21 protein-coding genes, 9 tRNA genes and 3 rRNA genes are annotated in these 24,971 nt (G+C 30.7%); 4 read left to right on the top strand and 29 right to left on the bottom strand.

Annotated elements, in window-relative coordinates; translation table 11 throughout:
- Positions 1–163: 163 nt before the first annotated feature.
- The 12 genes from H5J23_RS13035 to H5J23_RS12980 all read right to left on the bottom strand — a co-directional run bounded on the left by H5J23_RS13035 (position 164) and on the right by H5J23_RS12980 (position 8,023).
- On the bottom strand, positions 164–667 hold the full coding sequence (locus H5J23_RS13035; protein ID WP_185892678.1) for a hypothetical protein: 504 nt from the start codon (positions 665–667) through the stop codon (positions 164–166).
- Positions 668–838: 171 nt separating this feature from the next.
- On the bottom strand, positions 839–988 hold the full coding sequence (locus H5J23_RS13030; RefSeq protein WP_185892677.1) for a hypothetical protein: 150 nt from the start codon (positions 986–988) through the stop codon (positions 839–841).
- Between the two features lie 2 nt (positions 989–990).
- On the bottom strand, positions 991–1,623 hold the full coding sequence (locus H5J23_RS13025; protein ID WP_185892675.1) for a hypothetical protein: 633 nt from the start codon (positions 1,621–1,623) through the stop codon (positions 991–993).
- A complete protein-coding gene (locus H5J23_RS13020) occupies positions 1,616–1,834 on the bottom strand; it encodes a hypothetical protein (protein ID WP_185892674.1) in 219 nt (72 codons plus the stop codon). The genes H5J23_RS13025 and H5J23_RS13020 overlap by 8 nt, the downstream gene beginning before the upstream one ends.
- A gap of 14 nt (positions 1,835–1,848) precedes the next feature.
- Positions 1,849–2,376, bottom strand: a complete 528-nt coding sequence (locus H5J23_RS13015; protein ID WP_185892672.1) for a RadC family protein — start codon at positions 2,374–2,376, stop codon at positions 1,849–1,851.
- An 80-nt stretch (positions 2,377–2,456) separates the two neighbouring features.
- On the bottom strand, positions 2,457–2,912 hold the full coding sequence (locus H5J23_RS13010) for a GNAT family N-acetyltransferase (RefSeq protein WP_185892670.1): 456 nt from the start codon (positions 2,910–2,912) through the stop codon (positions 2,457–2,459).
- 49 nt (positions 2,913–2,961) lie between these two features.
- Positions 2,962–4,359 (bottom strand): DUF4942 domain-containing protein, encoded by a 1,398-nt coding sequence (locus H5J23_RS13005; RefSeq protein ID WP_185892668.1) that lies wholly within the window; start codon positions 4,357–4,359, stop codon positions 2,962–2,964.
- Positions 4,359–4,814, bottom strand: a complete 456-nt coding sequence (locus tag H5J23_RS13000; protein ID WP_185892666.1) for a hypothetical protein — start codon at positions 4,812–4,814, stop codon at positions 4,359–4,361. The genes H5J23_RS13005 and H5J23_RS13000 overlap by 1 nt, the downstream gene beginning before the upstream one ends.
- A 54-nt stretch (positions 4,815–4,868) precedes the next feature.
- A complete protein-coding gene (locus H5J23_RS12995; protein ID WP_185892665.1) occupies positions 4,869–5,066 on the bottom strand; it encodes a hypothetical protein in 198 nt (65 codons plus the stop codon).
- Between the two features lie 12 nt (positions 5,067–5,078).
- Positions 5,079–5,573, bottom strand: a complete 495-nt coding sequence (locus tag H5J23_RS12990) for a siphovirus Gp157 family protein (protein WP_185892663.1) — start codon at positions 5,571–5,573, stop codon at positions 5,079–5,081.
- A 180-nt stretch (positions 5,574–5,753) separates the two neighbouring features.
- A complete protein-coding gene (locus tag H5J23_RS12985; RefSeq protein WP_370523858.1) occupies positions 5,754–6,377 on the bottom strand; it encodes a Rad52/Rad22 family DNA repair protein in 624 nt (207 codons plus the stop codon).
- 83 nt (positions 6,378–6,460) lie between these two features.
- On the bottom strand, positions 6,461–8,023 hold the full coding sequence (locus H5J23_RS12980) for a hypothetical protein (RefSeq protein WP_185892661.1): 1,563 nt from the start codon (positions 8,021–8,023) through the stop codon (positions 6,461–6,463).
- A 182-nt stretch (positions 8,024–8,205) separates the two neighbouring features.
- Between H5J23_RS12980 and H5J23_RS12975 the strand changes: the two genes are divergently transcribed.
- The 3 genes from H5J23_RS12975 to H5J23_RS12965 all read left to right on the top strand — a co-directional run bounded on the left by H5J23_RS12975 (position 8,206) and on the right by H5J23_RS12965 (position 12,209).
- Entirely contained in the window at positions 8,206–9,204 is a 999-nt protein-coding gene (locus H5J23_RS12975) for a hypothetical protein (RefSeq protein ID WP_185892659.1), read from the top strand.
- Positions 9,194–10,555, top strand: a complete 1,362-nt coding sequence (locus tag H5J23_RS12970; protein ID WP_185892657.1) for a BREX system Lon protease-like protein BrxL — start codon at positions 9,194–9,196, stop codon at positions 10,553–10,555. Before H5J23_RS12975 ends, H5J23_RS12970 begins: the two co-directional genes overlap by 11 nt.
- 271 nt (positions 10,556–10,826) lie before the next feature.
- Complete coding sequence (locus H5J23_RS12965) at positions 10,827–12,209, top strand: recombinase family protein (protein ID WP_185892655.1); 1,383 nt, start codon at positions 10,827–10,829, stop codon at positions 12,207–12,209.
- Between the two features lie 68 nt (positions 12,210–12,277).
- Here H5J23_RS12965 and H5J23_RS12960 read toward each other — a convergent pair.
- From H5J23_RS12960 to H5J23_RS12895, 14 genes are all read right to left on the bottom strand, one after another.
- Positions 12,278–12,354: transfer RNA gene (locus H5J23_RS12960), tRNA-Arg, on the bottom strand.
- Between the two features lie 50 nt (positions 12,355–12,404).
- Complete coding sequence (locus tag H5J23_RS12955) at positions 12,405–13,796, bottom strand: sodium:alanine symporter family protein (RefSeq protein WP_185892653.1); 1,392 nt, start codon at positions 13,794–13,796, stop codon at positions 12,405–12,407.
- A gap of 123 nt (positions 13,797–13,919) precedes the next feature.
- Entirely contained in the window at positions 13,920–14,120 is a 201-nt protein-coding gene (locus H5J23_RS12950) for a cold-shock protein (RefSeq protein ID WP_023052292.1), read from the bottom strand.
- Between the two features lie 209 nt (positions 14,121–14,329).
- Positions 14,330–14,405 (bottom strand) — tRNA-Asn (locus H5J23_RS12945).
- Between the two features lie 10 nt (positions 14,406–14,415).
- Positions 14,416–14,532 (bottom strand): 5S ribosomal RNA (gene rrf, locus H5J23_RS12940).
- An 86-nt stretch (positions 14,533–14,618) separates the two neighbouring features.
- Positions 14,619–17,535: ribosomal RNA gene (locus H5J23_RS12935) — 23S ribosomal RNA — on the bottom strand.
- A gap of 136 nt (positions 17,536–17,671) precedes the next feature.
- Positions 17,672–17,747: transfer RNA gene (locus H5J23_RS12930), tRNA-Ala, on the bottom strand.
- Positions 17,748–17,799: 52 nt separating this feature from the next.
- Positions 17,800–19,312 (bottom strand): 16S ribosomal RNA (locus H5J23_RS12925).
- Together the 16S, 23S and 5S rRNA genes with 8 tRNA genes alongside form the textbook arrangement of a ribosomal RNA operon.
- A gap of 127 nt (positions 19,313–19,439) precedes the next feature.
- Positions 19,440–19,522 (bottom strand) — tRNA-Leu (locus H5J23_RS12920).
- Positions 19,523–19,546: 24 nt separating this feature from the next.
- Positions 19,547–19,622 (bottom strand) — tRNA-Thr (locus H5J23_RS12915).
- A 5-nt stretch (positions 19,623–19,627) separates the two neighbouring features.
- Positions 19,628–19,712, bottom strand: a tRNA-Tyr gene (locus tag H5J23_RS12910).
- Between the two features lie 2 nt (positions 19,713–19,714).
- Positions 19,715–19,789 (bottom strand) — tRNA-Glu (locus H5J23_RS12905).
- Between the two features lie 10 nt (positions 19,790–19,799).
- A tRNA-Gln gene (locus H5J23_RS12900) sits at positions 19,800–19,874 on the bottom strand.
- A 3-nt stretch (positions 19,875–19,877) separates the two neighbouring features.
- Positions 19,878–19,954: transfer RNA gene (locus H5J23_RS12895), tRNA-Pro, on the bottom strand.
- An 855-nt stretch (positions 19,955–20,809) separates the two neighbouring features.
- On the opposite strand from H5J23_RS12895, the gene H5J23_RS12890 reads away from it, so the two are divergent.
- On the top strand, positions 20,810–22,807 hold the full coding sequence (locus H5J23_RS12890) for a hypothetical protein (protein WP_185892651.1): 1,998 nt from the start codon (positions 20,810–20,812) through the stop codon (positions 22,805–22,807).
- A 182-nt stretch (positions 22,808–22,989) separates the two neighbouring features.
- On the opposite strand, the gene H5J23_RS12885 is transcribed toward H5J23_RS12890, so the two are convergent.
- The 3 genes from H5J23_RS12885 to H5J23_RS12875 are packed head-to-tail and all read right to left on the bottom strand — an operon-like array spanning position 22,990 to position 24,709.
- Complete coding sequence (locus H5J23_RS12885) at positions 22,990–23,247, bottom strand: hypothetical protein (RefSeq protein WP_185892649.1); 258 nt, start codon at positions 23,245–23,247, stop codon at positions 22,990–22,992.
- 21 nt (positions 23,248–23,268) lie between these two features.
- The gene (locus H5J23_RS12880; RefSeq protein WP_185892647.1) at positions 23,269–24,012 is read right to left on the bottom strand and encodes a hypothetical protein; all 744 of its coding nucleotides are present in this window, start codon (positions 24,010–24,012) and stop codon (positions 23,269–23,271) included.
- Positions 24,005–24,709 carry a ParA family protein gene (locus H5J23_RS12875; protein ID WP_023049644.1) on the bottom strand — a complete coding sequence of 235 codons (705 nt, stop codon included), beginning with the start codon at positions 24,707–24,709 and terminating at the stop codon, positions 24,005–24,007. The genes H5J23_RS12880 and H5J23_RS12875 overlap by 8 nt, the downstream gene beginning before the upstream one ends.
- Positions 24,710–24,971: the final 262 nt, after the last annotated feature.

Below are 24,971 nucleotides of genomic sequence, written 5' to 3'. Positions count from 1 at the left end.
TCCTCCCTCGTTAACTATACCAATTTAAGTTGATTATTATATTATACTTACAATAATATTTTTTTTATATTTGAAATTTTTTTTATTTTTTTTAAAATTTCTTCAAGAGCAAATATTCGAAAAGTTATACCATTATTTCAATCTGTTTTTAACTTGAACTTTCTTAAGATATAACTCTCACTTGTCCTACATAATAACTACTCTCATCTACATTTAATTTTAGATAGCCACTTTCTTTACATCTATAGATTTGAGAGACTCTTCCTTCCACAATTCCACTAGAAGTATCTATTTTTAAAACTCTATATTCTTTCATTGCTGAATGTAGAAATATAACTTTTTCTCTGAAAAGGTAAATTTCTCTTAAAAATGGAACTAATACTGAATATGTTGAAAATATTTCTCTAATAATTTCTGAATCATTAGCTTCTGGAAGCTCTTTCAATAAATCAGTATAGTATCTTTGATTTGCTTTATTTAAAGTGAATTGTAAATATTCTTTTTCTTCGAATATCATCTCATCTTGGTATCGTGATCTAAATTTTAAAGAGAACTTTAAAAATATTTCATTACATAGTTTTTCCTTTGTAAATTCAAAGAACTCACAATCTTTTTCTAGTATTTCCAATATAAAAGTTGGAACTAGTACTCTTATTTTTTTCTTCAATTCCAACCTCCTTTGCGTATTTTCTAAATCCCTTTATTATATAACGTTATTCAAACTTTTTAAATACATATGATTTTTCTATATTTAGTTCTATAAATAGAAACTTTTTTTGTATTTTTATTTCTACTTTTAAAAAATAAAAATGGGTAGTATTGAAGTCTACCCATTGATTTATCTATATTTTTCTATCCATGCTTCTACATCACTAGCTATCTCTTTAGTTTCATAAAGATCTTCTAGGAAACTTTCAGCCATTCTTTTGCTGTTAAACTCTCCATAACTATACTCTTCACCTTTTATTTCAACTATAATTTCATACATTTTTAAGCTACCTCTTCTCTATAATCTTCATCATAATAAAGCTCTTCATCTTGAATAAAGTATCTTCCAAAGATTCCTATTCCACACTCTTCATAATATAACCAAATATCACTAGCTTTCTTTCCTATCACTTCTTTACAAATATTAATAAAACCTTCAAATAGTTCTAGTGATATTGGATTCCATGCAGTACTAAATATTAGTTCATCCTTATCGATAGAGGAAAATAGAGAATTCCATTTAGTTCCCCAGTTATCAACACACCAGTCATACCACAATATCAACATCTCACCAGTATAATATTTGAGTTCCTCTAATGAATATTTTTCATCTACATAACAGTCTATATTAACTAACTTTCCATCTATTCTAACTTTTAAAATCTTATTGCTAATTATTTCATCCAATATCTTTTGTTCTAGTTTATCTGGGTTCTCATAGTAATATTTACTGAAAGCTTCTAATGTATTAGCTTTAAAAGCTCTTAATAGCATATTCTTAGGTCTTTTAATAACCTTGTTGAAATCAAAATACTCATCTCCAAATTCATCTTTAGACATAACTATTTCTTTTATTTTTTCTAACTCATCTTGTGTTACATTCAATCTGATTCTATTAAAACAGTAATTAGGCATTTTTAATTCTCTCCTTTATCTCATTTATTGTGTATTGCTGTACATTGAATTCATTTAATAGTTCTTCCAATTCCTTTATATCTTTAGCTTCTTCTACATACCATTCTCCCCAAGCTATAATATTTACTACAAATCCATCCCTCGTAATGTCTACTTGAATATCTTTAGTTCCTAAGCAAGTGATACTTTCTGCTGATATAACTTTATTCATAATCTCATCTCCTCTTAATATTCAATAAGTCCGTTTTCATAGAAGCTAAAATGATCTCCATCTCCTAATATGATATGGTCTAGCAACTTTATATCTAGTACATCTAATAGGTCTTTTAACTCTTGCGTTAATACAATATCTTTCTTACTTGGTGTTAAACTACCGCTTGGGTGATTATGAGCGAATATAATGCCCTTAGTTGGGTATTTTAAGGCTCTCTCTACTATCAATCGAGGATAGACTACACTTCTGTCTACAGTTCCTCTAAATAGTGTTTCTTCCCCAATTAAACGATTAGAGGAGCTAAGGTATATAACCTTAAACTCCTCTAAGTTTTTAAAACCTATATCTGTTCTCAAATAATTAAGTAACTCTGTTTTGCCCTTTACTGTTGTTAAATCCTTTTTAACTATATTTCCTTTAGCTATAGTTATCATAAGCTCTTTGAACTGTTCTAGCTCTTCATTTATCTCGTAAGATTTTATTTTTGTTACTACTTCTTCTATATCTTTGCATTTTAAAAACTTTAATATCTTCTTCATACACTCTCCTTTTTATGTAGCAATTGCGGTACTTAATAAATAAAAAGAAGGAGAAATTTAATTCTCCTTCGGAAATATTTTTATATATCTAAAATCATTCTAATTTCTTTAAATTTCTCACCATTTATTTCATATTCAAAAATATCTTTTTTTATAAACCCAAATTTTTCATAAAGTTTAATTGCTTGCAGATTATCTAAACTTGCACTTGTATAAAGTTTTTCATCTTTATAATTCTCTTTAAAAAATTCTAAAAATTTTTGTAATGCCTTTGTTCCTAATCCTTGATTTTGATAATTTTTATCTATCATAAATCTACTCATAGACCAACCCTTTACTTCGGTATCAAAATCATACAAAATAAACCCTACCATTTTTTTCTCATTATAAATTCCTAATGGATAAAAATTTTCTTCATAGGCAGATTGAACTAAAGACAAAATATTATTAGCAACATGCTTTAGTTGGTTAGCCTCTAATTTTAAATTAATACATTCTTCGTAGTTACTTCTATCTATTTTTTTTAGTTCTATCATTAGTTCCCTCCATATTTAATAAATTTTGTTTAATATACCATATTTTACCTCAATAACCTAACCATTTCTTTCCTTCACAAGCTACTCTATTAAATTCATTCCAAATGTTTTCATCTATAAATTCAAAGTGAATAGTTCCTTTCTTGAATATCTTAAATTTAAAGAACTCTGAATTATTCCACTCACCAAAATTAACTCCCATATCAACTTTTGATTCTATAGTTGAAACTCTGCCGATATTTTTTCCAATGAAATTACATATAACTTTTTCTAGATCTCTTAGCTTATCTCTTTTTAAATAACTAAGCTTTTGCACTCTATTGCTTCCTTTATCGTATTTTAAATAAAATGTATCAATCATATCTGGAAGGATAAACTTCTTTCCAACTTTCCATCTCTCGTTAGTTTTCCATCCCTCTATGTGAACTCTATTATCTGGATAGTATTGAGTTAGATAGTCAAAACTTTCTTCTATACAGTTCTGAAATATTTGTGTAGAGTTTTGTATTAGAATTTCTAATAGTTTATTTATGTTATCTACTGTAAATGGCAAGTTGCTATACTCTTGCTTGTTATCAAAGAAATCTCTTTTAACTTGTGATGTCATCTTTTCTTCTAATTTAGTCTTATCAAACACTAACTTCCAGAAAGCTGACCTTACTTTTTCAAGAACCTCTTCATACTCTCTTTTGCTATTACTAGAGTTCTTTTCTAATAAGCTATTTACATAAACTTTATCTATAATCCCATCTAAGAAATATTCTAATTTACTTTTTAGAGTTAGATATTCTCCTACAATCTCTTTTACTGCTGTGTACTTATCCTCTAAATTTTGTAATACATCTACTTTAGCTAATTGATTCATATTAAGTTCTTGGAAATCAATATCATCCTCTTTAGAAAATCCTTCAAATTTAAAACTAAACTTTTTACTTTTAGTTTTATTTTGTAATTTAACTAGTGCAACTTCTACATTAGTTTTTCTTTCTGCATCTTTAAAACAGTTTCCTAGGTACTCTACATCAGCATCATTACTCTCTAATATGTCTATTAAAAGTTGTCTCTCTTTTGTACAAGGATTCTTTATAGTTTCAGCATTTAAAAGACATCTTATGTATGTTCCTTCCTCTGATATATCCCAAGCTTTGAGTAGGTGCTTAACTCCATTATCAAATGGTGGATTCATCAAAATTAAATCAAATATGTGATCTGGTTTATATTTTAGAAAATCATCTCCTAATATTGGATATTTCTTTTCTCGCAATATACTTTGTAATTCTGGACTCTTTTCAATACAAAATATTTTAGCTGATTTTTGATTTATAACACTAAGTAAATCACCTTTCCCAGCACTTGGTTCTAATACATTCATTCCCATTAAATTAAGTCCTGATATCATCTTTAATCCTATTTTATACGGTGTAGGGTAGAAATTCTTATCAAACATTATTTATCCTCTCCTATCTCTATGTAGAATGAGTTTCTCTTATCTTCATACTTCTTCATCTCGTAAAGGAACTCATCACAAGCTTTCTGATAATTAGTTTCAAGTATTAAGAACATATCTTGTGCTATCCCATACTCTGAATCTGTCTCTAAATATTCTCTACAACATCTATATTTATTTGTAGGTGGGTTTAATGCTAATACTTGAAATGTTCTTAAAGGTGGTTTATATAACTTTGCTCTAATTTTTTTCTTAGTTATAGTTATTCTCATAGCTATTTTCTTTTCTGTAGCAAAACCTCTTTGCTCTGTGTCTCCTTCAAGTAAGAAATCTCTCTTGTATACCTCTAAGGCTTTCTTGAATGAATCAAACTCTTGAATTGTGTACTCTGACATTTTAAATTTTTTAGTCCCTTTAGGTTTGATTGCTACTGCTCTATGTAAATAATATTTCATAATTTCCTCCTAAATAAAAAGAGATCATCTCTAAGGATAATCTCTTTTATGATTTTATTTTTTATCTATCCTACTATTAAATATAAAATTCTCTAGCTCATGATTATATTCCGTAGTTCCAACCTCATATTCAAAGCTCTCCATATACTCTTTCTCTGCTTTTTGAAACTCTTCCATCGCTTCATCAAAAGTTTGAAAACATCCTCTAAATTCTAACTGATACGTTCCATTATATGTGTTTACGTTATACAAAGTTCCCTCCTCTTACCTAATCTGTAGTGAATATTTATTTTCTAGATGTACTCCCTTTATATTTTTACCTTGCTTTAATATCTCTGATAGCAATCTTTTATCTGGTACTAATTCAATCTTCTTTTGGATATATTTTTTAGGTATAAGATCTAAATTATCTATTGCTACTAAAACACTTTTTCTAAGTCCTAGATTTCCTAGTTCAGTTTCAATCTTATTTTTATCTAAGTTTAAAAGTATGTCTGTAAGATATTTTTTCAAACTATTAACTTTTTTTTCTTTTTGTTTTCTAAGTTTTTCTAATCTATCTTCTTCTTGGGATAATACCTCAACTTCTAGAGAAACATTCCTAATATACTTTACAATATTACTGCTTTTATTTTGTAACTCTTCCTTTAGGAACTCCATTATAAACTCATAGTTTTCTTTATCTCCTTCACTTTGCTCTGATTCTAAAAATATATCTAAGGTATCTATCATACCATTAACAATTTCATATGCTTTCATAACTCTCCTCCTTAAAATAAAACCTCTGGAACGGTGTCCAGAGGCTTTTTAATATTATCTAATTTTTCTAAAAATTCATGCAACTCCATATTATAACTCCTTACTTTTTATTTATTATACTATCTAAGGCACCTACAGCTGTTCCTACTACAACTAAAACTCCACCAATCATTCCTAACATTATGCTACCTCCTTCAAATTTAATAAATATTTACAAGCATTGATAATCTTTGTATCTTTGCTATTTGTAGTTAAGTATATTAAATAGTCTTTATTCTCTCTGAGAATCTCTCCTAAAGTTTTTCCTTTATATTTTCCAAATGTAAGCTCTATATTTTTAGCTCTTTCTTCTTTGGTTTCTTCAATTTGATTTTCTTTATTTTGATTATTTAATTTAGGTGTTTCTTTGAATATATAACTTTTACCTCTTTGCTCTATTGGTAGCCATTGACCTTCAATTTCATAAAGATATCTTCCAACACCCCATACTGAAGCAGCTCTTTTAAAAGCACAAGATATTCCACCTTTTATTGCTTCATAGTCAGTAATTCCAGATCCATCCTCTTTAGCTATCCATTCATTATTAATTTTAAGTTCTAGTTTAGCTATAAAACCACCATTAATTTCCTTGTATGAAACTTTCCAGTTTTCAATCCCTACAACTTCATCTAGTCTATTTTGGATAGCTCTCGCTTGGATGTATGCTAATGCTAACCCATTTGTTTTATCCGAATTAGTAGCACCAACTCTAAACTCTAACTCATCATCTGAAAATGGTTTTTCTAATTTTTCTTTTAAACTCACTATTATAACCTCCATTCAAAAAATTAAAAAATCCCAAACTTTATTTCTTGGGATTTTATTTCTATACAAGTTATAATATATAATTATCTAGCTTTAAACATCTCATATTTTATTCTAATTTCTTCATATTCAAGATATTTTTCAACTGCTTCTTCTATGAAAAATGAAGGTTGAAATATTCTTTCAAATATTTTTTCTAATCTTATTCTTCTATCATAAGTACCTTCATCTATAATCAATTTAATTTTTTTTAAAAGATTTACTTGAATTTTTTTCAACTCTGAATCTATATTTTTTTTTGTTAAATCCAATAAATCAATTAAATTTTCTTCTTCATCTTCAAAAACTCTATAGATTTTTTTAAAACGTTTGTTTAATACTTCTAAATTATTTTCTTCTAAAAAATCTTGAATTTCTTCATATTCTTCTATTTTTCTATTTTGATATCTTTCTTTTCTTTTCTTTTGCTCATTCTTTTCACGGTAATTTAGTTCAATTTTTTTTTCTTCTTCTCTCATCCCTAATATTATTTTTTTTACTGTTAATAATAACTCTTTAATTATTTCTTCAGAAAAGAACATTAACAATCTTCTTTCTAAGGTTATTTTATTTTCAGAAATTTTTATTTTTTCTAAAGTTATAATTTTTTTATAAAAATCAATTAATTCTTCTTCATAATACTTTATTTCATCAAAATTATTCCCTAATAAAATTAAAAAAATTTCTGGATCTTTCAAAAGAATAACTTCAATTTCTTTCCATTTTTTATTACTAATTTCTTTATTTAAATTTTCTTTTATTTGTAAATATTTTTTTTGAATTTTTTCTTCTAAATTATTTTTTTCTAAATATTTTTCAAAATTTGGAACTTTTTCTTTTGTTAAACCACTTCCATAAAATCGTTTTAAATATTTTGAAAATTCTTCTCTATTTATTTCGTGTAAAATTTCAAAGCTTTCATCTAATACAGCCTCTTCAAATCTTTCTGTATTTAATATACCTAATTTCAAATAAGTTTTTTTTATTAATGAATAATCATTTTTTTTTATAAGTTTATATTTCTTATCAATCTTATCAAATAATTTTTCTTTTAATTGTTCTTTTATTTGCTGATTTTTTCTTAAATTTAATTTAGTTTTTTCATTTTCATTGAATAGTTCTTTCAAATTTTCTACTTGATACCCTTCATACAATTTTTCATCTAATTCTATTATCTGCTTTATGTATTTTTTTAATTCTTCTAAGATATTCTCTTCATTTCCACTAGGAATAAGAAACTTACTCAATCTTTTTACTATTTCTTGTCTTTCTTGGTCTTTTAATTTATAATTAAAACAATTATTTATCTTTCTTTTATCAAAAATAGAAGTTAAGTCATCTAAAATTTCTATTTCATTTTTATCTTTATAATTAGTTGATTTTTTTATGTTTTGTGGTTCATTATATAGAGCTATAATTATATAAATTTCCTCTTTCTTATTTCTTCTCTCAACTTCTTCAATTAAAGAATCTTCTGTTAAAATAACTTCGCTTTTTAATTCATTTTCTTTAAGACTATACAATATAATTTTAAAAAATCCATCTAACTCTTCCAAAATATCATCTAACTCTTCTTCATTTTTTTTTATAAAAATTTTCTGGTACATTTTTTTAACTCCTTTTTTATTTTCTCTTATAAAAATCCTTTTTTCAGATTTTTTAATATAATTTTATGAAAATATATTAATACTAATAAACTTTAATCTTTTTTAAAGATTTTTTCAAGTTGTTTTTATTTAAAAATTGCTTTATCATAAAGTATAAAACACATATTAGGAGGATTTTGTTTATGAAAAACACATTTGCTTTAATCGAAAATATAAGTACATTGGTATCAAAAAACTTTAAGAAGAAATACATAAAAGAAAACCTTAAATACACGGGATATTTGTTTAATGATTCTACTATAAACTATAACAATACAATAGTGAATTTTGGAAAAAATATTAATAGTATTTTATTTTTAGAAAAAACTTATGGTTGGATTCCTTGTCATATAAAAATAAAAGAAGAAATACTTGCAAAAATTTCTGAGCTTAACTTTTTAAGAGAAAAAGATAAACAAAAAATTATAACTTGTTTATCTGACAATAGTTTCTCTAAACTTTCAACTATTCTTACAGCTATCGAAGATGAAATTATTGATAATTTAAAAGATAATCTAAATACTTCTGACAGGAGTATTCTTAGAAATTTAAGAAAAATAGCAAAAGAATTTAAATCTCAACTAGAATCTGAATCTCTTTATGAAGAATTAAAGGAAATAATTAAAAACCTTAATGATTATGATTTAGAAGTTATCAAATTGATAAATCTACTATCTCAAATTAAACAAACTGAATCTCTTTCTAAAGCCTCTAAATATATTACAAATATATTTGATGATTTAGAAGAAGTTGAAGAAATTGAAGATCTTTCTGCTTTTATAGAAAAAACTCTTCTATATGAAAAATTTGTTTTATTAAATATTGCATTTTGTGAAGATAATCTAATATTTGAATTACCAATTTTAACCGACTCTAATCTTTATCAACAAATAGTTACTGACTTAAGTATCGTTAAACATTTTATCTTTGAAAGTCTTGTACCTGAAAATATAATTTATAACAAAACTAAAGAACAATATGAACTTTATAACGTAACTCCTATTGGAATAAATAAAGATATTGAAATAGATTGGATGGAATTGCTAGAAGATAAAAAACAATTCTACCATCATGTAAATTTATCTTTCTCCCTTTCTTATAACGATATTATCGAATCTGGAGTTGATATAAATGAATATTAAAGACAGTTTAAAAAAAGTTCATCAAGTAATTGGAGCTACATCTCCAATTACTTTCATAGTGACTATGAGTACATTAACTAAATTGGCAATAATATCTGAACCTAATATTTCAATATTACTTTGTGGTCATCAATCGGAAGGAAAAAGTATACTCTATCCATTATTGGGAAATGAGGTACATATTCTTTCTGAACCTATCACCTCTGCTCAATTAAGAGGTGATGCTAAAAAAAATTCAGATAACAAAGAAGATGTTCTTTTTTCTAAAGGAGTTTGTATCTTTGAAGAATGTACAGCACTTCCAATGCCTATCGTATCTGAATTTAAAAGTTTTCTAACATCATGTAGCTATAACCTCAACAAAAAAGAGCAAACTATATCTAATCTATCTTGTGCATTTATTGGCAATTCATATACTAACATTATTTCAAATGCTGATTTCACTATTGATAATCTTTTATCAAATTTTTCAACTGCACTCAAAGATCCTGCTTTCTTATCAAAGCAAGCTGCTCTTGTTCCTCATTACAAAGATTTTTTTGGTAAAAGAATCTATACAGAAATTAATCCTGATCATATTAAAAAGTTTGGTGAAACTCTATTTAATTTACGATTTCACTCTATTAATTTAAATCAAATTCATATTGATGATAAATTTGATAGTAGAGCTAAAGACTTAATAACCAAACTGACTTCTGGAATTATAAAAGTCATGTATCTTGAAAAAACTCCACCTCAATATATTATTGATGGTGTTGTTGAGTATGCTTCATTTTTTCATGCCTTAGCTTTAGGAAAATTTCACAATCCATTAAATTCAAAATCTATAAAATTTATACTTGAAGCTATTCATGGTACTACTGATGATGTTGAATTTGTGATTCTTTATGAAAATAGAATTTTAGTTAAGCTATTAAATAAATCTCTCTGTTTAAAGTATGCCATTAACGGATTTGGTCAAACAGAAAATCTATTGGAATATAATTTTTTTAAAGAAAATTCCAATATCTCTATAATTAGTCCTATTACTAAGAATGACCATAATGGACTTATTCTTCATCAAGAATTTAATTACTCACCCTTAACTTCAAAACTTATAAATATTAATGGTAAGATAACTCCACAAAACACAGATGATGAATTTAATTCTATTGTTACAAGAATGATTTCTAGTGGAAAAACACATAAACTACCTAAATATAGGGGAGTTTCTAATATTACTCTTTCACTAATAAAAAGAAAAATAAATGAGCAGTTTAGTATAAATATTGCTGAACTTAAAAAGTCTAATATTGGAATTTCTGATAAAAGTGGATTTGAATTAATCACATTCTACGAATATATAAAATAGAAATAAATATATATTATAGAATATAAAAACTAAGTATCTAAGGAGATGATAAAAATGAAAAATAAGATTACTAAAGAGCAGTTACCTTTAATTTGTACTGGTAGAATTAGAATTCCAGACTCTAGAGCTATTGAAAGCATAAAAAAAATATTAGAAATAATTTAGATAGCTCTTGCTGTCTCTATTTGGAGGTTTAAAATGAAAAATAAAGAGGCGATAATTAAAATGATCTTTGAGTTGAAAGAAAAACAAAAAGAAAGAGGAGTAAAAAATGAAAGCACTAATCTATACTAGAGTTTCTACCACAATGCAAGAGGATAGACAATCTTTACATTTCCAAATAGAGAAATGTAAAGACTTCTGTCAGTTTAAAGGATTTGAAGTTTACAATATACTCGAGGATGTACAATCTGGTGCTGATGACGATAGAGAAGGTTTTATAAAGCTTCAAAAAGAAATTGATAAAAAAAGTTTTGATATATTAGTTGTATATGAATCTTCTAGAGTTTCTAGAAAAACTATTACCATGTTAAACTTTATTTTAGAACTTGAAAAAGCGGGAATTAAATTTGTATCTATTTCTCAACCAGAATTAGATACAACTACACCAACTGGAATGTTATTTTTTCAAATCCAATCAAGTTTGGGAGAATATGAAAGAAAACAAATTTCTCATAGAGTAAAATCAAATAAATTTCAAAGAGCAAAAGATGGTAAATTTCAAGGGGGAAATCTTCCCCTTGGTTATAAAAGAGATTCCGAAGGAAATACTATAATAGATGAACCTAATGCTCTAATAGTTAAAAATATATTTACAATGTATAAAGAAACTAAAAGTTTATCTGTAATATCAAAACGTATTGATAAGAATATTTCAAGTATTTTATGGATTCTTAAAAATCATTTTTATATAGGACTTCTTCCTTATGGAAGAAGAGAAAATAATATAAATACTGGTAGAGTTAAGATTAATAAAGTTTTCCATACATTTAAAGCTATTCATCCGTCAATAATAGAAAAAGAACTATTTGAAGAAGTTCAAGAACTTTTAAAAATATGTATAAAAACTAGAAATAATCCTAGTTATCTACTTTTTTCTGGAATATTACACTGTACATGTGGTGGAAAAATGTATCAAAGAAAATTTAAACATTGGCGAACAAAAGCAACAAAATATAGCTATCGGTGTGAGGTTTGCAAAGGAACTATATCTAAAAATATTCTTGAAAAATATGTAATCAAACAAATTTTAGATCTTCAAGAACTTAATGAACTCAATGAAATTAAATCTATTGATACTTCTGAAAGGGAAAAAATAATAGAAGATATGCTTAACAAACTAAGAAGTGAAAAAGATAAATTAGTTTCTTTATATACAAAAGGATTTTTATCAGAAGATGAAATTGAAAATAAATTGAAAAAAATTGAAAAGGATATATCTGGATTACTAGATGAGTTAGATCGTTTAAAAACATTAACTTATAATATCAAAGATAAAGAAAGTTTTAATAATAATTTAAAAACTTTAAAGGAAGTTATAGCTAATAGAACTGACGATGATATAAACGATCTAAAATCAATTTTTAAACTTATGATAGAAAGAATTGATATCAACAGTAAAACTCCATTGGATGTACATATAGTTTTGCATTAAAAAAGAGCCTAGATTTAAAAGTCTAAGCTCTTTATATTTTAATCTTAAATTAGGTGTATGGTTTATTGTGGCGCCCCCAACAGGGATCGAACCCATAACCCTCTGATCCGAAGTCAGATGCTCTATCCAATTGAGCTATGGAGGCTCACTATAAGAGATTTTACAGCATTTTAAGATTTAAGTCAACAACTTTTCTTAATCCCAACACTCAACTCTTTCACCATATGGCATATCTATATCATTTTTATTGAAACTAGGATCTAGTCCACTCTCTTTTTGATTGCTATAATCACCTAAAGCTTCAAAAGCAACTTTACCTAGTAAGAATATAGCTATAAGATTCAATACTGCCATTAATCCCATAAATAAATCAGCCATATTCCAAACAAGTGCTAACTCTCCAATAGAACCAAACATTACCATTCCTATAACTCCAACTCTATATAAGTTTAACCAAGTTTTATTTGGAGTTAAAAATTCTATATTCGTTTCTCCATAATAATAATTTCCAATTATTGAGCTAAAAGCAAATAATAATATGCATAATGCGATGAAAATATTTCCCCATCCTCCAACTTGAGAACTTAAGGCATTTTGAGTTAATTGAATTCCTGTTAATCCTTCAGTCTTATGTGCTCCTGATATTAAAACCATAAAAGCTGTACATGAACAAATCAAAATTGTATCTGTAAATACTCCTAAAGTTTGTACAAATCCTTGCTTTACAGGGTGAGAGGTTTCCGCTGCTGCCGCTGCATTTGGTGCTGATCCCATACCTGCTTCATTAGAAAATAAACCTCTTTTTACTCCAGTCATAATAGCAGCTCCTATTCCTCCACCAACTGCCTGTCTAATACCAAAAGCATTTTCAATTATATCTCTAAATATTTCTGGAACCATACTTATATTGCTTACAATTACATACAATGAAACTAGTATGTAAAGAATCGCCATAACAGGTACTACTGCAGCACTAAAGTTCGCTATCCTTTGAACTCCACCAAAGATTATAGCTCCTGTTCCAATAGCTAATACAATACCTATTATTGTTCTATCCAATTTAAAAGCTTCATGAAAAGCTAAAGATATTGTATTTGATTGAACTGAGTTAAATATTAGTCCAAAAGTTATTGATATTAATATTGAAAATGCAACACCCATCCATCTTTTATTAAGAGCTTTCTCCATATAATAAGCTGGTCCACCTCTAAAAGCTTCTCCATCTTTCACTTTATAAATTTGTGCCAAAGTACTTTCTACAAAACTAGATGCTCCACCTATAATGGCTATTAGCCACATCCAAAATATAGCACCTGGACCTCCTGAAGCTATCGCTATCGCAACTCCAGCCAAATTTCCAGTTCCAACTCTAGAAGCAGTACTTATACAAAATGCTTTAAATGATGAAACTCCACCTTTATGACCAACGCTATCACCTAAAATTTTTATCATTTGTCCAAAATATCTTATTTGAACAAATTTTGTTTTTAGTGTAAAGTATGTTCCTACAAATAATAACATTACAATAAGAACGTAACCCCATAAAATATCATTAAAAAAATTTATTAATGAATTTAATATCTCCATTTTTCCCCCTTTATTTCGATTTTTATGAAATAATTTTATCATAAAGAATGCAAAATGAAAAATATATTTTTTAAATTGCTATTATTTTTTTGTAAAAAAAAAGGAGTCATTGACTCCTTAAAATTACTTTGCTACTACGATGTTTGTAGCTTGAGGTCCTTTTGCTCCCTCAGTTACATCAAAAGTTACTTCTTCTCCCTCGTTAAGAGTTTTGAATCCGTCCTTTTGAATTTGAGAGAAGTGTGCGAATACATCCTTTCCATCTTCACCAGTGATGAATCCGAATCCTTTCTCTTGGTTGAACCATTTAACTGTACCTTTCATTTGATACCTCCATAAAAAATTTTGATTTCATGTAATAAATCTCCATTCAATCCAACTAATATAAGGTACCTATGTAAAGACCTTTAAATATTAAATACTAGAATTTCTTTCAATTTATACATCATTCAAACACAGTATACACTATTTAAATCTTCATGTCAAATATTTTCTACTGATGTAGTTCTTTCATTTTCCAAAAAATAAAAAAATGGCGCTTCTTGCTGGGCTCGAACCAGCGACAACACGATTAACAGTCGTGCGCTCTACCAACTGAGCTAAAGAAGCACTTTTTTAAGATTGGCAACTTCCTATCCTCCCAGGGGGCTGCCCCCCAAGTACTTTCAGCGTTTATGGGCTTAACTTCCAGGTTCGAAATGTTACTGGGTGTACCTCCATAGCTATCGTTGCCAATCAATATTTATTTGTGTGAACTATGAATTTTCCATAGTCGTGACTTTGTCACTTCTTGGATCATTCAAAACTATATAGTAGTATATTAAGGTTAAAACTTCGATATATTAGTATTGGTCAGCTAAAAGTCTCACAACTCTTACACCCCCAACCTATCAACCTCCTAGTCTCGAAGGTATCTTAAAGAGTACTTATCTTGAAGTCAGTTTCCCGCTTAGATGCTTTCAGCGGTTATCTGTTCCAAACGTGACTACCCAGCTGTGCCACTGGCGTGACAACTGGTACATCAGAGGTTTGTCCATCCCGGTCCTCTCGTACTAAGGACAGATCTTCTCAATACTCTAACGCCTACAGTGGATAGGGACCGAACTGTCTCACGACGTTCTGAACCCAGCTCACGTACCGCTTTAATGGGCGAACAGCCCAACCCTTGGGACCTTCTCCAGCCCCAGGATGCGATGAGCCGACATCGAGGTGCCAAACTCTACCGTCGATATGGACTCTCGGGTAGAATCAGCCTGTTATCCCCAGGGTAGCTTTTATCCGTTGAGCGACGACCCTTCCATTCGGAATCGCCGGATCACTATGTCCTGCTTTCGCACCTGCTCGACCCGTCAGTCTCGCAGTTAAGCTCTCTTATGCCATTGCACTCTGCGGTTGATTTCCATCCAACCTGAGAGAACCTTTGAACGCCTCCGTTACTCTTTCGGAGGCGACCGCCCCAGTCAAACTGCCCACCTAGCACTGTCTTCGAGGGTACAAACCTCAAATTAGAATTCCGACATAGTATGGTTGGTATTCCACCAGTGACTCCGCGTAATCTAGCGACCACGCATCATAGTCTCCCAACTATCCTATACATACGATGCCAAAACCCAATACCAAGCTACAGTAAAGCTCCATGGGGTCTTTCCGTCCTACTGCAGGTAACCGGTATCTTCACCGGTAATACAATTTCACCAGGCCTCCCGTCAAGACAGCTCTCAGATCGTTACACCATTCGTGCAGGTCGGAACTTACCCGACAAGGAATTTCGCTACCTTAGGACCGTTATAGTTACGGCCGCCGTTCACCGGGGCTTCAATTCGGAGCTCTCACTCCTCCTCTTAACCTTCCGGCACTGGGCAGGTGTCAGCCCATATACGTCGCCTTACAGCTTAGCATAGACCTGTGTTTTTGTTAAACAGTCGCCTGAGACTCTTCACTGCGGCCTCTCATAGCTTTGCGTCGCGTGTACGCTCACCATAAAAGGCACCCCTTCTCCCGAAGTTACGGGGCTATTTTGCAGAGTTCCTTAACGAGAGTTAGCCTGTCCGCCTTAGATTTCTCATCCTGACCACCTGTGTCGGTTTGGGGTACGGGCACTAATATCTTTATAACGCTTAGAAGCTTTTCTCGGCAGTGTGGTATTTGCACCTTCCATCTTACGACTCCTCATCACACCTCACGTTTAGTCTAGCGGATTTTCCTACTAGACCACGCTACATGCTTGAACTGGCACTTCCGTTCGCCAGCGTGCATAACCTCCTGCGTCCCTCCATCACTTGATATCAGTGGCACAGAAATATTAATCTGTTTTCCATTCGCCTACGCAATCTAGCCTCGGCTTAGGACCCGGCTTACCCAGGGGAGACAAACTTTACCCTGGAACCCTTGGTCTTCCGGCGTGGGGGATTCTCGCCCCCATTCTCGCTACTTATTCCTGCATTCTCACTTCTGATACCTCCAGAGTCTCTTGTCGATTCTCCTTCAACGGCCTACAGAACGCTCTCCTACCAGTCGCTTACGCAACTCCACAGCTTCGGTTTATAACTTAGCCCCGTTACATTGTCGGCGCAGAGACTCTCGACCAGTGAGCTATTACGCACTCTTTAAAGGTATGGCTGCTTCTAAGCCAACCTCCTGGTTGTTTGTGAATCTCCACCTCCTTTCCCACTTAGTTATAATTAGGGACCTTAGCTGGTGGTCTGGGTTGTTTCCCTTTTGACCATGGAAGTTAATTCCCATAGTCTCACTCCTGAGCTCTAGAATTATGGTATTCGGAGTTTGATTGACTTCGGTAAGCAGTATGCCCCCTAGGTCATTCAGTGCTCTACCCCCATAATTGAACACTCAAGGCTGCACCTAAATGCATTTCGGAGAGAACGAGCTATCTCCTGGTTCGATTGGCTTTTCACCCCTAAACCTACCTCATCTCCCAACTTTTCAACGGCGGTGAGTTCGGGCCTCCACTGTGTCTTACCACAGCTTCACCCTGGACAGGCTTAGATCACCAGGTTTCGCGTCTACGCCCAGCGACTATGTCGCCCTATTCAGACTCGGTTTCCCTTCGGCTCCGTTAAACTTAACCTTGCCACTGAACGTAACTCGCAGGATCATTCTCCAAAAGGCACGCCATCACCCCAAAGGGCTCTGACCGCTTGTAAGCACACGATTTCAGGTTCTATTTCACTCCCCTCCCGGGGTTCTTTTCACCTTTCCCTCACGGTACTATGCGCTATCGGTAAGTAAGAGTATTTAGCCTTACGAGATATGGTCCTCGCAGATTCACACAGAATTCCTCGTGTTCCGTGCTACTTGGGAGAGATCATACATTTGATACGGTTTACCTGTACGAGGCTTTCACTCTCTACGGCAGGCCTTTCCAGACCCTTCCAGTTCGGCGTATCATAATGTCGAATACCTTGCAGTTCTTCAGACGATCTTCCCGCTACCCCGTAGATACAACGGCTGCATCCTTGGCACATCTACGGTTTGGGCTCACCCCCGTTCGCTCGCCGCTACTTAGGGGATCGTTTTTACTTTCTTTTCCTCGGGTTACTTAGATGTTTCAGTTCACCCGGTTCCCTCTTTCGTGCTAAGACTCCATCTTAGCAGATTTCTCCATTCGGAAATCTTGGCATCACAGTTCGATTGCAACTCCACCAAGCTTATCGCAGCTTACCACGTCCTTCATCGGCTCTTACTTCCTAGGCATCCTTCGTGTGCCCTTAATATTTTAACCTTGTAATATAATTCATATTATTTAGACAGACTAACTACTCAATTTAAGATTGACTTAAAAATGAATTGTTAGTTAATTTAGAATATTTTCTCAATATCTACTATATAGTTTCCAATGTCCAAGTTTGATAATGTTTTGGTGGAGATAAGCGGAGTCGAACCGCTGACCTACGCAGTGCAAGTGCGTCGCTCTCCCAACTGAGCTATATCCCCATACTTACAAAGAACAGTATCAATCGAATAGAGAAAAAGTTAGTCTCCTTAGAAAGGAGGTGATCCATCCGCACGTTCCCGTACGGATACCTTGTTACGACTTCACCCCAATCGCTAATCACACCTTAGGAACATCCCTCCTTACGGTTAGGCCTGCTACTTCAGGTGCAACCAACTCTCGTGGTGTGACGGGCGGTGTGTACAAGACCCGAGAACGTATTCACCGCAACATGCTGATTTGCGATTACTAGCGATTCCAACTTCATGTACTCGAGTTGCAGAGTACAATCCGAACTAAGAACAGCTTTAAGAGATTAGCTCACCCTCGCGGGTTGGCAACTCTCTGTACTGCCCATTGTAGCACGTGTGTAGCCCAGCGTATAAGGGGCATGATGACTTGACGTCATCCCCACCTTCCTCCTGCTCATCGCAGGCAGTATCGCATGAGTGCTCAACTTAATGGTAGCAACATACAATAGGGGTTGCGCTCGTTGCGGGACTTAACCCAACATCTCACGACACGAGCTGACGACAGCCATGCACCACCTGTCACTAAGTTCCGGCAAGCCGGCACGAATCCATCTCTGGAAACTTCTTAGGATGTCAAACGCTGGTAAGGTTTCTCGCGTTGCGTCGAATTAAACCACATGCTCCACCGCTTGTGCGGGTCCCCGTCAATTCCTTTGAGTTTCACACTTGCGTGCGTACTCCCCAGGCGGATCACTTATCGCGTTAGCTTGGGCGCTGAGGTTCGACCCCCAACACCTAGTGATCATCGTTTACGGCGTGGACTACCAGGGTATCTAATCCTGTTTGCTCCCCACGCTTTCGCGCTTTAGCGTCAGTATCTGTCCAGTGAGCTGACTTCTCCATCGGCATTCCTACAAATATCTACGAATTTCACCTCTACACTTGTAGTTCCGCCCACCTCTCCAGTACTCTAGAAAAACAGTTTCCAACGCAATACGGAGTTGAGCCCCGCATTTTAACATCAGACTTATTTTTCCGCCTAGACGCGCTTTACGCCCAATAAATCCGGATAACGCTTGCGACATACGTATTACCGCGGCTGCTGGCACGTATTTAGCCGTCGCTTCTTCTGTTGGTACCGTCACTTTCTTCTTCCCAACTGAAAGCACTTTACAATCCGAAGACCTTCATCGTGCACACAGAATTGCTGGATCAGGCTTGTGGCCCATTGTCCAATATTCCCCACTGCTGCCTCCCGTAGGAGTAAGGGCCGTGTCTCAGTCCCCTTGTGGCCGTTCACCCTCTCAGGCCGGCTATCCATCGTCGCCTTGGTGGGCCGTTACCCCACCAACTAGCTAATGGAACGCAAGGCTCTCTCTTGGCGCATATAGCTTTCATAAGTTTCCCATGCGAGAATCTCATAATATCCGGTATTAGCTGTCGTTTCCAACAGTTGTCCCAGACCAAGAGGCAAGTTCCTTACGCGTTACTCACCCGTCCGCCATCCTCAATACCCGAAGGTAAATCGAATCGACTTGCATGTGTTAAGCATTCTGTCAGCGTTCATCCTGAGCCAGGATCAAACTCTTCATTCAAATATATTTAAAGTCCTAAGACTTACGTTTACACCATTTATTGGTTTGCCATTTCTGGCATTTTGTTATTTTCATAACTTCTGACTATTTTCTCTATTCGGTTGTTAATGTCCTTTAGTGTTGTATATGGTGCGAGAGGAGGGACTTGAACCCTCACGTCGAAACGCCAGATCCTAAGTCTGGTGCGTCTGCCAATTCCGCCACCCTCGCAGGTGTTTTTGTTTTATATTATTATGGTGCCGCTTATCGGAGTCGAACCAATTACCTACTGATTACAAGTCAGTTGCTCTACCAGGTGAGCTAAAGCGGCGTATATGGTGGTGAGAGAAGGATTCGAACCTTCGAAGGCAGAGCCGTCAGATTTACAGTCTGATCCCTTTGGCCGCTCGGGAACCTCACCATTGGTACCCCGTAGGGGAATCGAACCCCTGTTTATAGAGTGAAAATCTATTGTCCTTACCACTGAACGAACGGGGCAAAACTTTTTTGGCTGGGGTGGCTGGATTCGAACCAACGCATGACGGAGTCAAAGTCCGTTGCCTTACCGCTTGGCGACACCCCATAATGGTCGGAATAGCAAGATTCGAACTTGCGGCCCCCTGCTCCCAAGGCAGGTGCGCTACCGGACTGCGCTATATTCCGACTTATTTAGTTTTGCATCAACGTTTGCCGCTGACAAAAATAATAGTACCATAATTTTTAAATAATGTCAACAAAGTTTTTTATTTTTTTAAAAATTTTTTATTTTTATTCTATTATATATAATTAAAGTAGTTTTTACATTTTTCATATAAAAAAAATTTATAAAAAAATGTAAAGTTAAAAATTCTAAATATTATTAAGATATTATTTTGGTAAAATTTAATAGATGAATAATTTATAATATTAAATTTAAGTAAAAATAGATGTTTTACCTTTTTAAAGATTTAATAACTTATAATTATATCTTTATTTAAATAAGGATTTAAAATGTTATTAAGAATAGATTAAGAATATAAAAAAATATAACTTTCGAATTGTTTCGTTTCAATTTAAAGAAATAAAGAATTAATTTTATTAGAATATTTTAATAAAAGATTGTTTATAGTTGTTTTAGTTGTTTATAGTTGTTTATATTGTTGTAAAAATAAAAATAAAAATAAAATATGCTTTTAATGTAGATAAAATAAGGAATGATAGGAATTTTAAAATAAAATTTAATACCCATAGATGTTGTATATATATAGCCATTAATGTTGTATTATTATGCCCATAGGTATTGTATATTAAAGCCATTAATGTTGTATTTTAAAAGCCGTTAATGCTGTATTAAAATTTTTTTAAAGAAATGGCCATTTGTATAGAGTAACTAACGAAAAAATCTCTTATTTTTTATTAAAATAACAAAATAATACAGCACTAATGGTAAAAAAAGTTGAAAAAAAGCTTTTTTTATTGTAAAATATACAACATAAGAGGATGAAAAAATAAATATACAGCATTAAAGGACTGGTGAAAATGAAAAAAGTAAAAAGATTTGATATTCCTATGAATCAAGTTATTGATACAGGTCCAAGTGAAATAGTTGAAAAATTTTTGGATGTTTCTGAAATTGAAAATGAAAAAAGTCATAGTTTAGTTAGAATAGATATAAATATGATTGAATATCCACTATTTACTAAAAGTACAAGTAAGAAAAAAAATCAAATAATAAGATATTTTTTTAATAGATCAAAAGAAGCATATATTCAAGTTAATCCCACATCAGGAGATTATATTCCAGGAGAACTTGAAGAGAGAGTATTTATAGCATTATTAAAAATAATGAGAGATAAAAGATATCACAACACTTTTTATACAACAATAAGTGAGATTTTAACAAGTATGGGAATTGCACAAGAATCGTTTAAGGGATTTTATGGAAGAATTTCAAAAGCATTAATAAGATTATCACAAACGAGTTATACATTTAAAAATTCATTATATTCTAATAAGATTAAAGGTATTATTGAAGAACAGATTAATACGAATATTATGAATATTCATATGATATCCTTAAAACAAGCTCAAGAATCTGAAAAAGAATTATTTACTGATAGAAGAATAAAAGAAGTAATAAAAGTATCAATATCAGAGCATTTTTACGATAATATAATAAGAAAAGGTTATTTGGTATATGACTCTCAGTTGCTTTTAAGTATGGATAATCCAATTACAAGAGCATTATACATGCTTATTAATAAATTAAGATTTAATAGAATGTATATAAAAGTTCTTTCAATAAATTTAATTAAAAGAATTCCTTTGAGTGAGAATATTCAAAAAATTGGAAGAACTATAAAAGTTATTGAAAAGAGTTGTCAAGAATTAAAAAAAATGAATTTAATAGCGGATTATACAGTTATAAAAAATAGTAAATGGATAGAATCTGAATTTGAATTTTATTTTAATGAATCGCATAATGAATTAAAGCAATCATATTTTTATGACGATAAAAATCATTTTGATAATTTACTTATAACTCATACAGATAGTGGAGTAGATTTACCAAATGATGGAAATAAACATTTTGAAGCTGTAAAGGCTGAAACTGTAGATAGAATACCAACTAATGAAAAATTAGAAGAGATTTTAAAAATACTACCATCTAAAGCAAGGGAATTAAAAACATTGCCAAAAGTTATTAAAGATGGAATAAGACAGTATGGATTTGAACATATTAAATTAGTATCTGAATATATAAAAGTACAAAAAGTAAGTAATATTAGAAGTTATATGATACAAGCATTATCAAAAGGATGGGCTGAGGATTATATACAACAGAAGAAAAAAAGTACAACACCAAAGGCTAGTAATGAAAATTTAAAATTAGAAAACTTAGAATTAGAAGTTCCAAAATCTTTAGAAAATGAATTAGAAATAGAAAAATTCTTAGGAAGAATTACATTAGAAGAAAAAGAAAAAATAGAAAAAGAAGCTTATAAAGATTATATAAAAATGTGTGGAGTAGAAGGTAAAATACAAAAAATGGCCTTTACTGCAGCTAAAGATAAAATTGTAAAAGATTATTTAGAGAAAAATTTAAATAAATATACAACAGAAGAGGCTAAAAAAGATAAAATTCCTTTAGAAACTTCAATTGTAGATGAAATTGAAATATCGAATAAAATAAATACAACACATACGTCGATAAATAATTATATACAAGAGATTGAGATAATAGAACCAAAAATAGATACAATACAAGTGGCCAAAAAAGAAATTAAAGATAATTTAGAAATAAATACAGCAGATATGGCCAAAAATATTGAAATAAAAAAAATATATAAAAATATGTCAATGTTTCAATTGGATATTTTAGATATTTTAGAAGGTGAAAATATAAAAGAGGTTAATAAAATAATTCGATTACTAGGAATAACTAAATTTTTTGAGGGAGAATTAGGAAATTTACATGTTATTTTAGAATATAATGAAGATGAAGAAAGTTTAATAAAAATAAAACCTTTAAAATAATAGCCAGTAATGCTGTATAAAAAATTATCTGTTAAATGAATCGATAAAAAAAAGCTTAAATTCTATATATAAAAGAATTTAAGCTTTTTTTGTAAATTTTATCTTAAAACAAAAATAACCCAAGAAGGTTTTTAAGAGCTTCTTGGGTTATTGGAAAATTAAATAATTGTATAAAATTCCGATTACTCAGTAATAGATAAAATATAAGATATTCTTTCAGAAGAAAGAGTATACTTATAAACTTTTTCATCACCTTTAGGTGTTTTTATAAGAATATCAAAATTACCTTCAGATATTTCTGACATTTTTAAAATATCAAAATTATCAATATCTAACTCTTCAGATATATTATCTAAAAAATCATCTTCAATTTCAAATTCAAAATATTCATTATTATGTTCAATAACATAAAAAAAATCTACAAAATTAAATAGTTTCATAATTATTCCTTTCTTGATTATTTAGTTTAGTTTTTCAATTTCAATAAGTAAGCTTTTAATTTCTTTATTAAGAAGCTCGATTTTCTCGTATACTGTTTTTGCTTTATTTGAATCCAAAGTTGAAGATTCTACTTTATTTTCAATAAGAGTAAATATATTAGAGTTTAGTTTATTGAATAATTTTTCAATAGAATCAAATTCAGAAACTTTAGGAGATTCATTTTTTAAAGTATTTTTGAGAATAATATATTCTTTTCTAGTTTTTATTTGCTTATTTAAAACTGCATTAATCAAATCTTTATTTGCATTGGGAGCAGAAATCTCATAAGTTAGTGATAAAGGAAGAGTTTCAAAATAAAATTGATCTTCTGATGTAAGACAATTATTTTTTATAAATTTAAAACGATTTATTAATCTTTCTGCACTTTTTTTACCAATTTTCATATGCTCTAACCAAATTGAAAAAGTTCCATTTTTATGATTTGCATATTTTTCATTTGCTTCATTTAGTATTTCCCCAGCTTTAGTATGATAATTACTCTTAGCTAAGTTTAAAAGAGATTCATATTTTAATAAATCATTTTTCATTTCTAAATCTTGTATATCTTCATAGTTAAATAAAACTTCGTTATCAGGTAGAAAATCTTTTTCAATAACAGTTATTTCAAACTCTTTAGATTCAATATTTTGTTTAACTGGAGATTCTTTTTTTTTGAAAGAGTCTTGTTTTAATCTATCCAAAACATTAATTTTTTTATTAATCATTAATAATTCCCCCAATAATTTCACCATATAAACTTTGTAATTCTTCAGCTTTTTTAGATTGAGTTTCCCAGATTGTTTTACCTTTTTCTGAAAGTTGTTCTTCAATAACACTTTCTGGAATAGGATTTGTTAATGTAACACCTGTATCATTAAAAAAGTTAGATAAATTTTGGAAATATTCTCTTGAGATTTTAGTATTTCTATATAAATTAGGAACGATTTGAGTTATTTTATTTCCTTCAGCTTTTTCTATTAATCTTGTAATACCAGCAGTACTTAACTTATCAAGTTTAATAGGAACAATAATTTCATCAGTAATTTCTAAAATAATATCATTAAGTACATTAAAAACAGGAGCACAATCAACAATTATAAAATCATAATTATCTTTTAATGAATTAAAAGCATTTCTGATTTTACTTTTTAAATTTATTCCAAAAATATCTGTTTCAACAGGAAAATAGTCTAGATTTTCTCTGATTTTTATTTTTATTTCTTCACCATTTTGAACAAAAGATTTAAAACCTTTACCACCTTCAAACCACCCACCTAAAAGTATTAAGCTATCATTTTGTGCATCTGAAGTAATTAGGGCAGTTTTAAAGTCTAACATAGCAAGACCATGTGCAATATTTTTTGATAAAGTTGATTTTCCAACTCCACCTTTGTTATTTTTTATAGTTATTATTTTCCCCATTATTAACGCCACTAAAAGAAGTAACGCTTTTCACCTCCTTTTTTAATAATTATAGTATAATTTAAAAATGGAAAATAATCAATTTTTTTATCCATATTTTATGGATAAAAAAATTAAAACACGACAAATTGTCGCAATAAAATTAAAACACGACAAATTGTCGCAATAAAATTAAAACACGACAAATTGTCGCAATAAAATTAAAACACGACAAATTGTCGCAATAAAATTAAAACACGACAAATTGTCGCAATAAAATTAA

The sequence above is a fragment of the Cetobacterium sp. 2G large genome, assembly GCF_014250655.1.
Taxonomy (GTDB): Bacteria; Fusobacteriota; Fusobacteriia; order Fusobacteriales; family Fusobacteriaceae; genus Cetobacterium_A; species Cetobacterium_A somerae.
The sequence above is the reverse complement of the archived record's forward strand: the minus strand, read 5'-3'. Positions and strand labels throughout refer to the sequence as shown.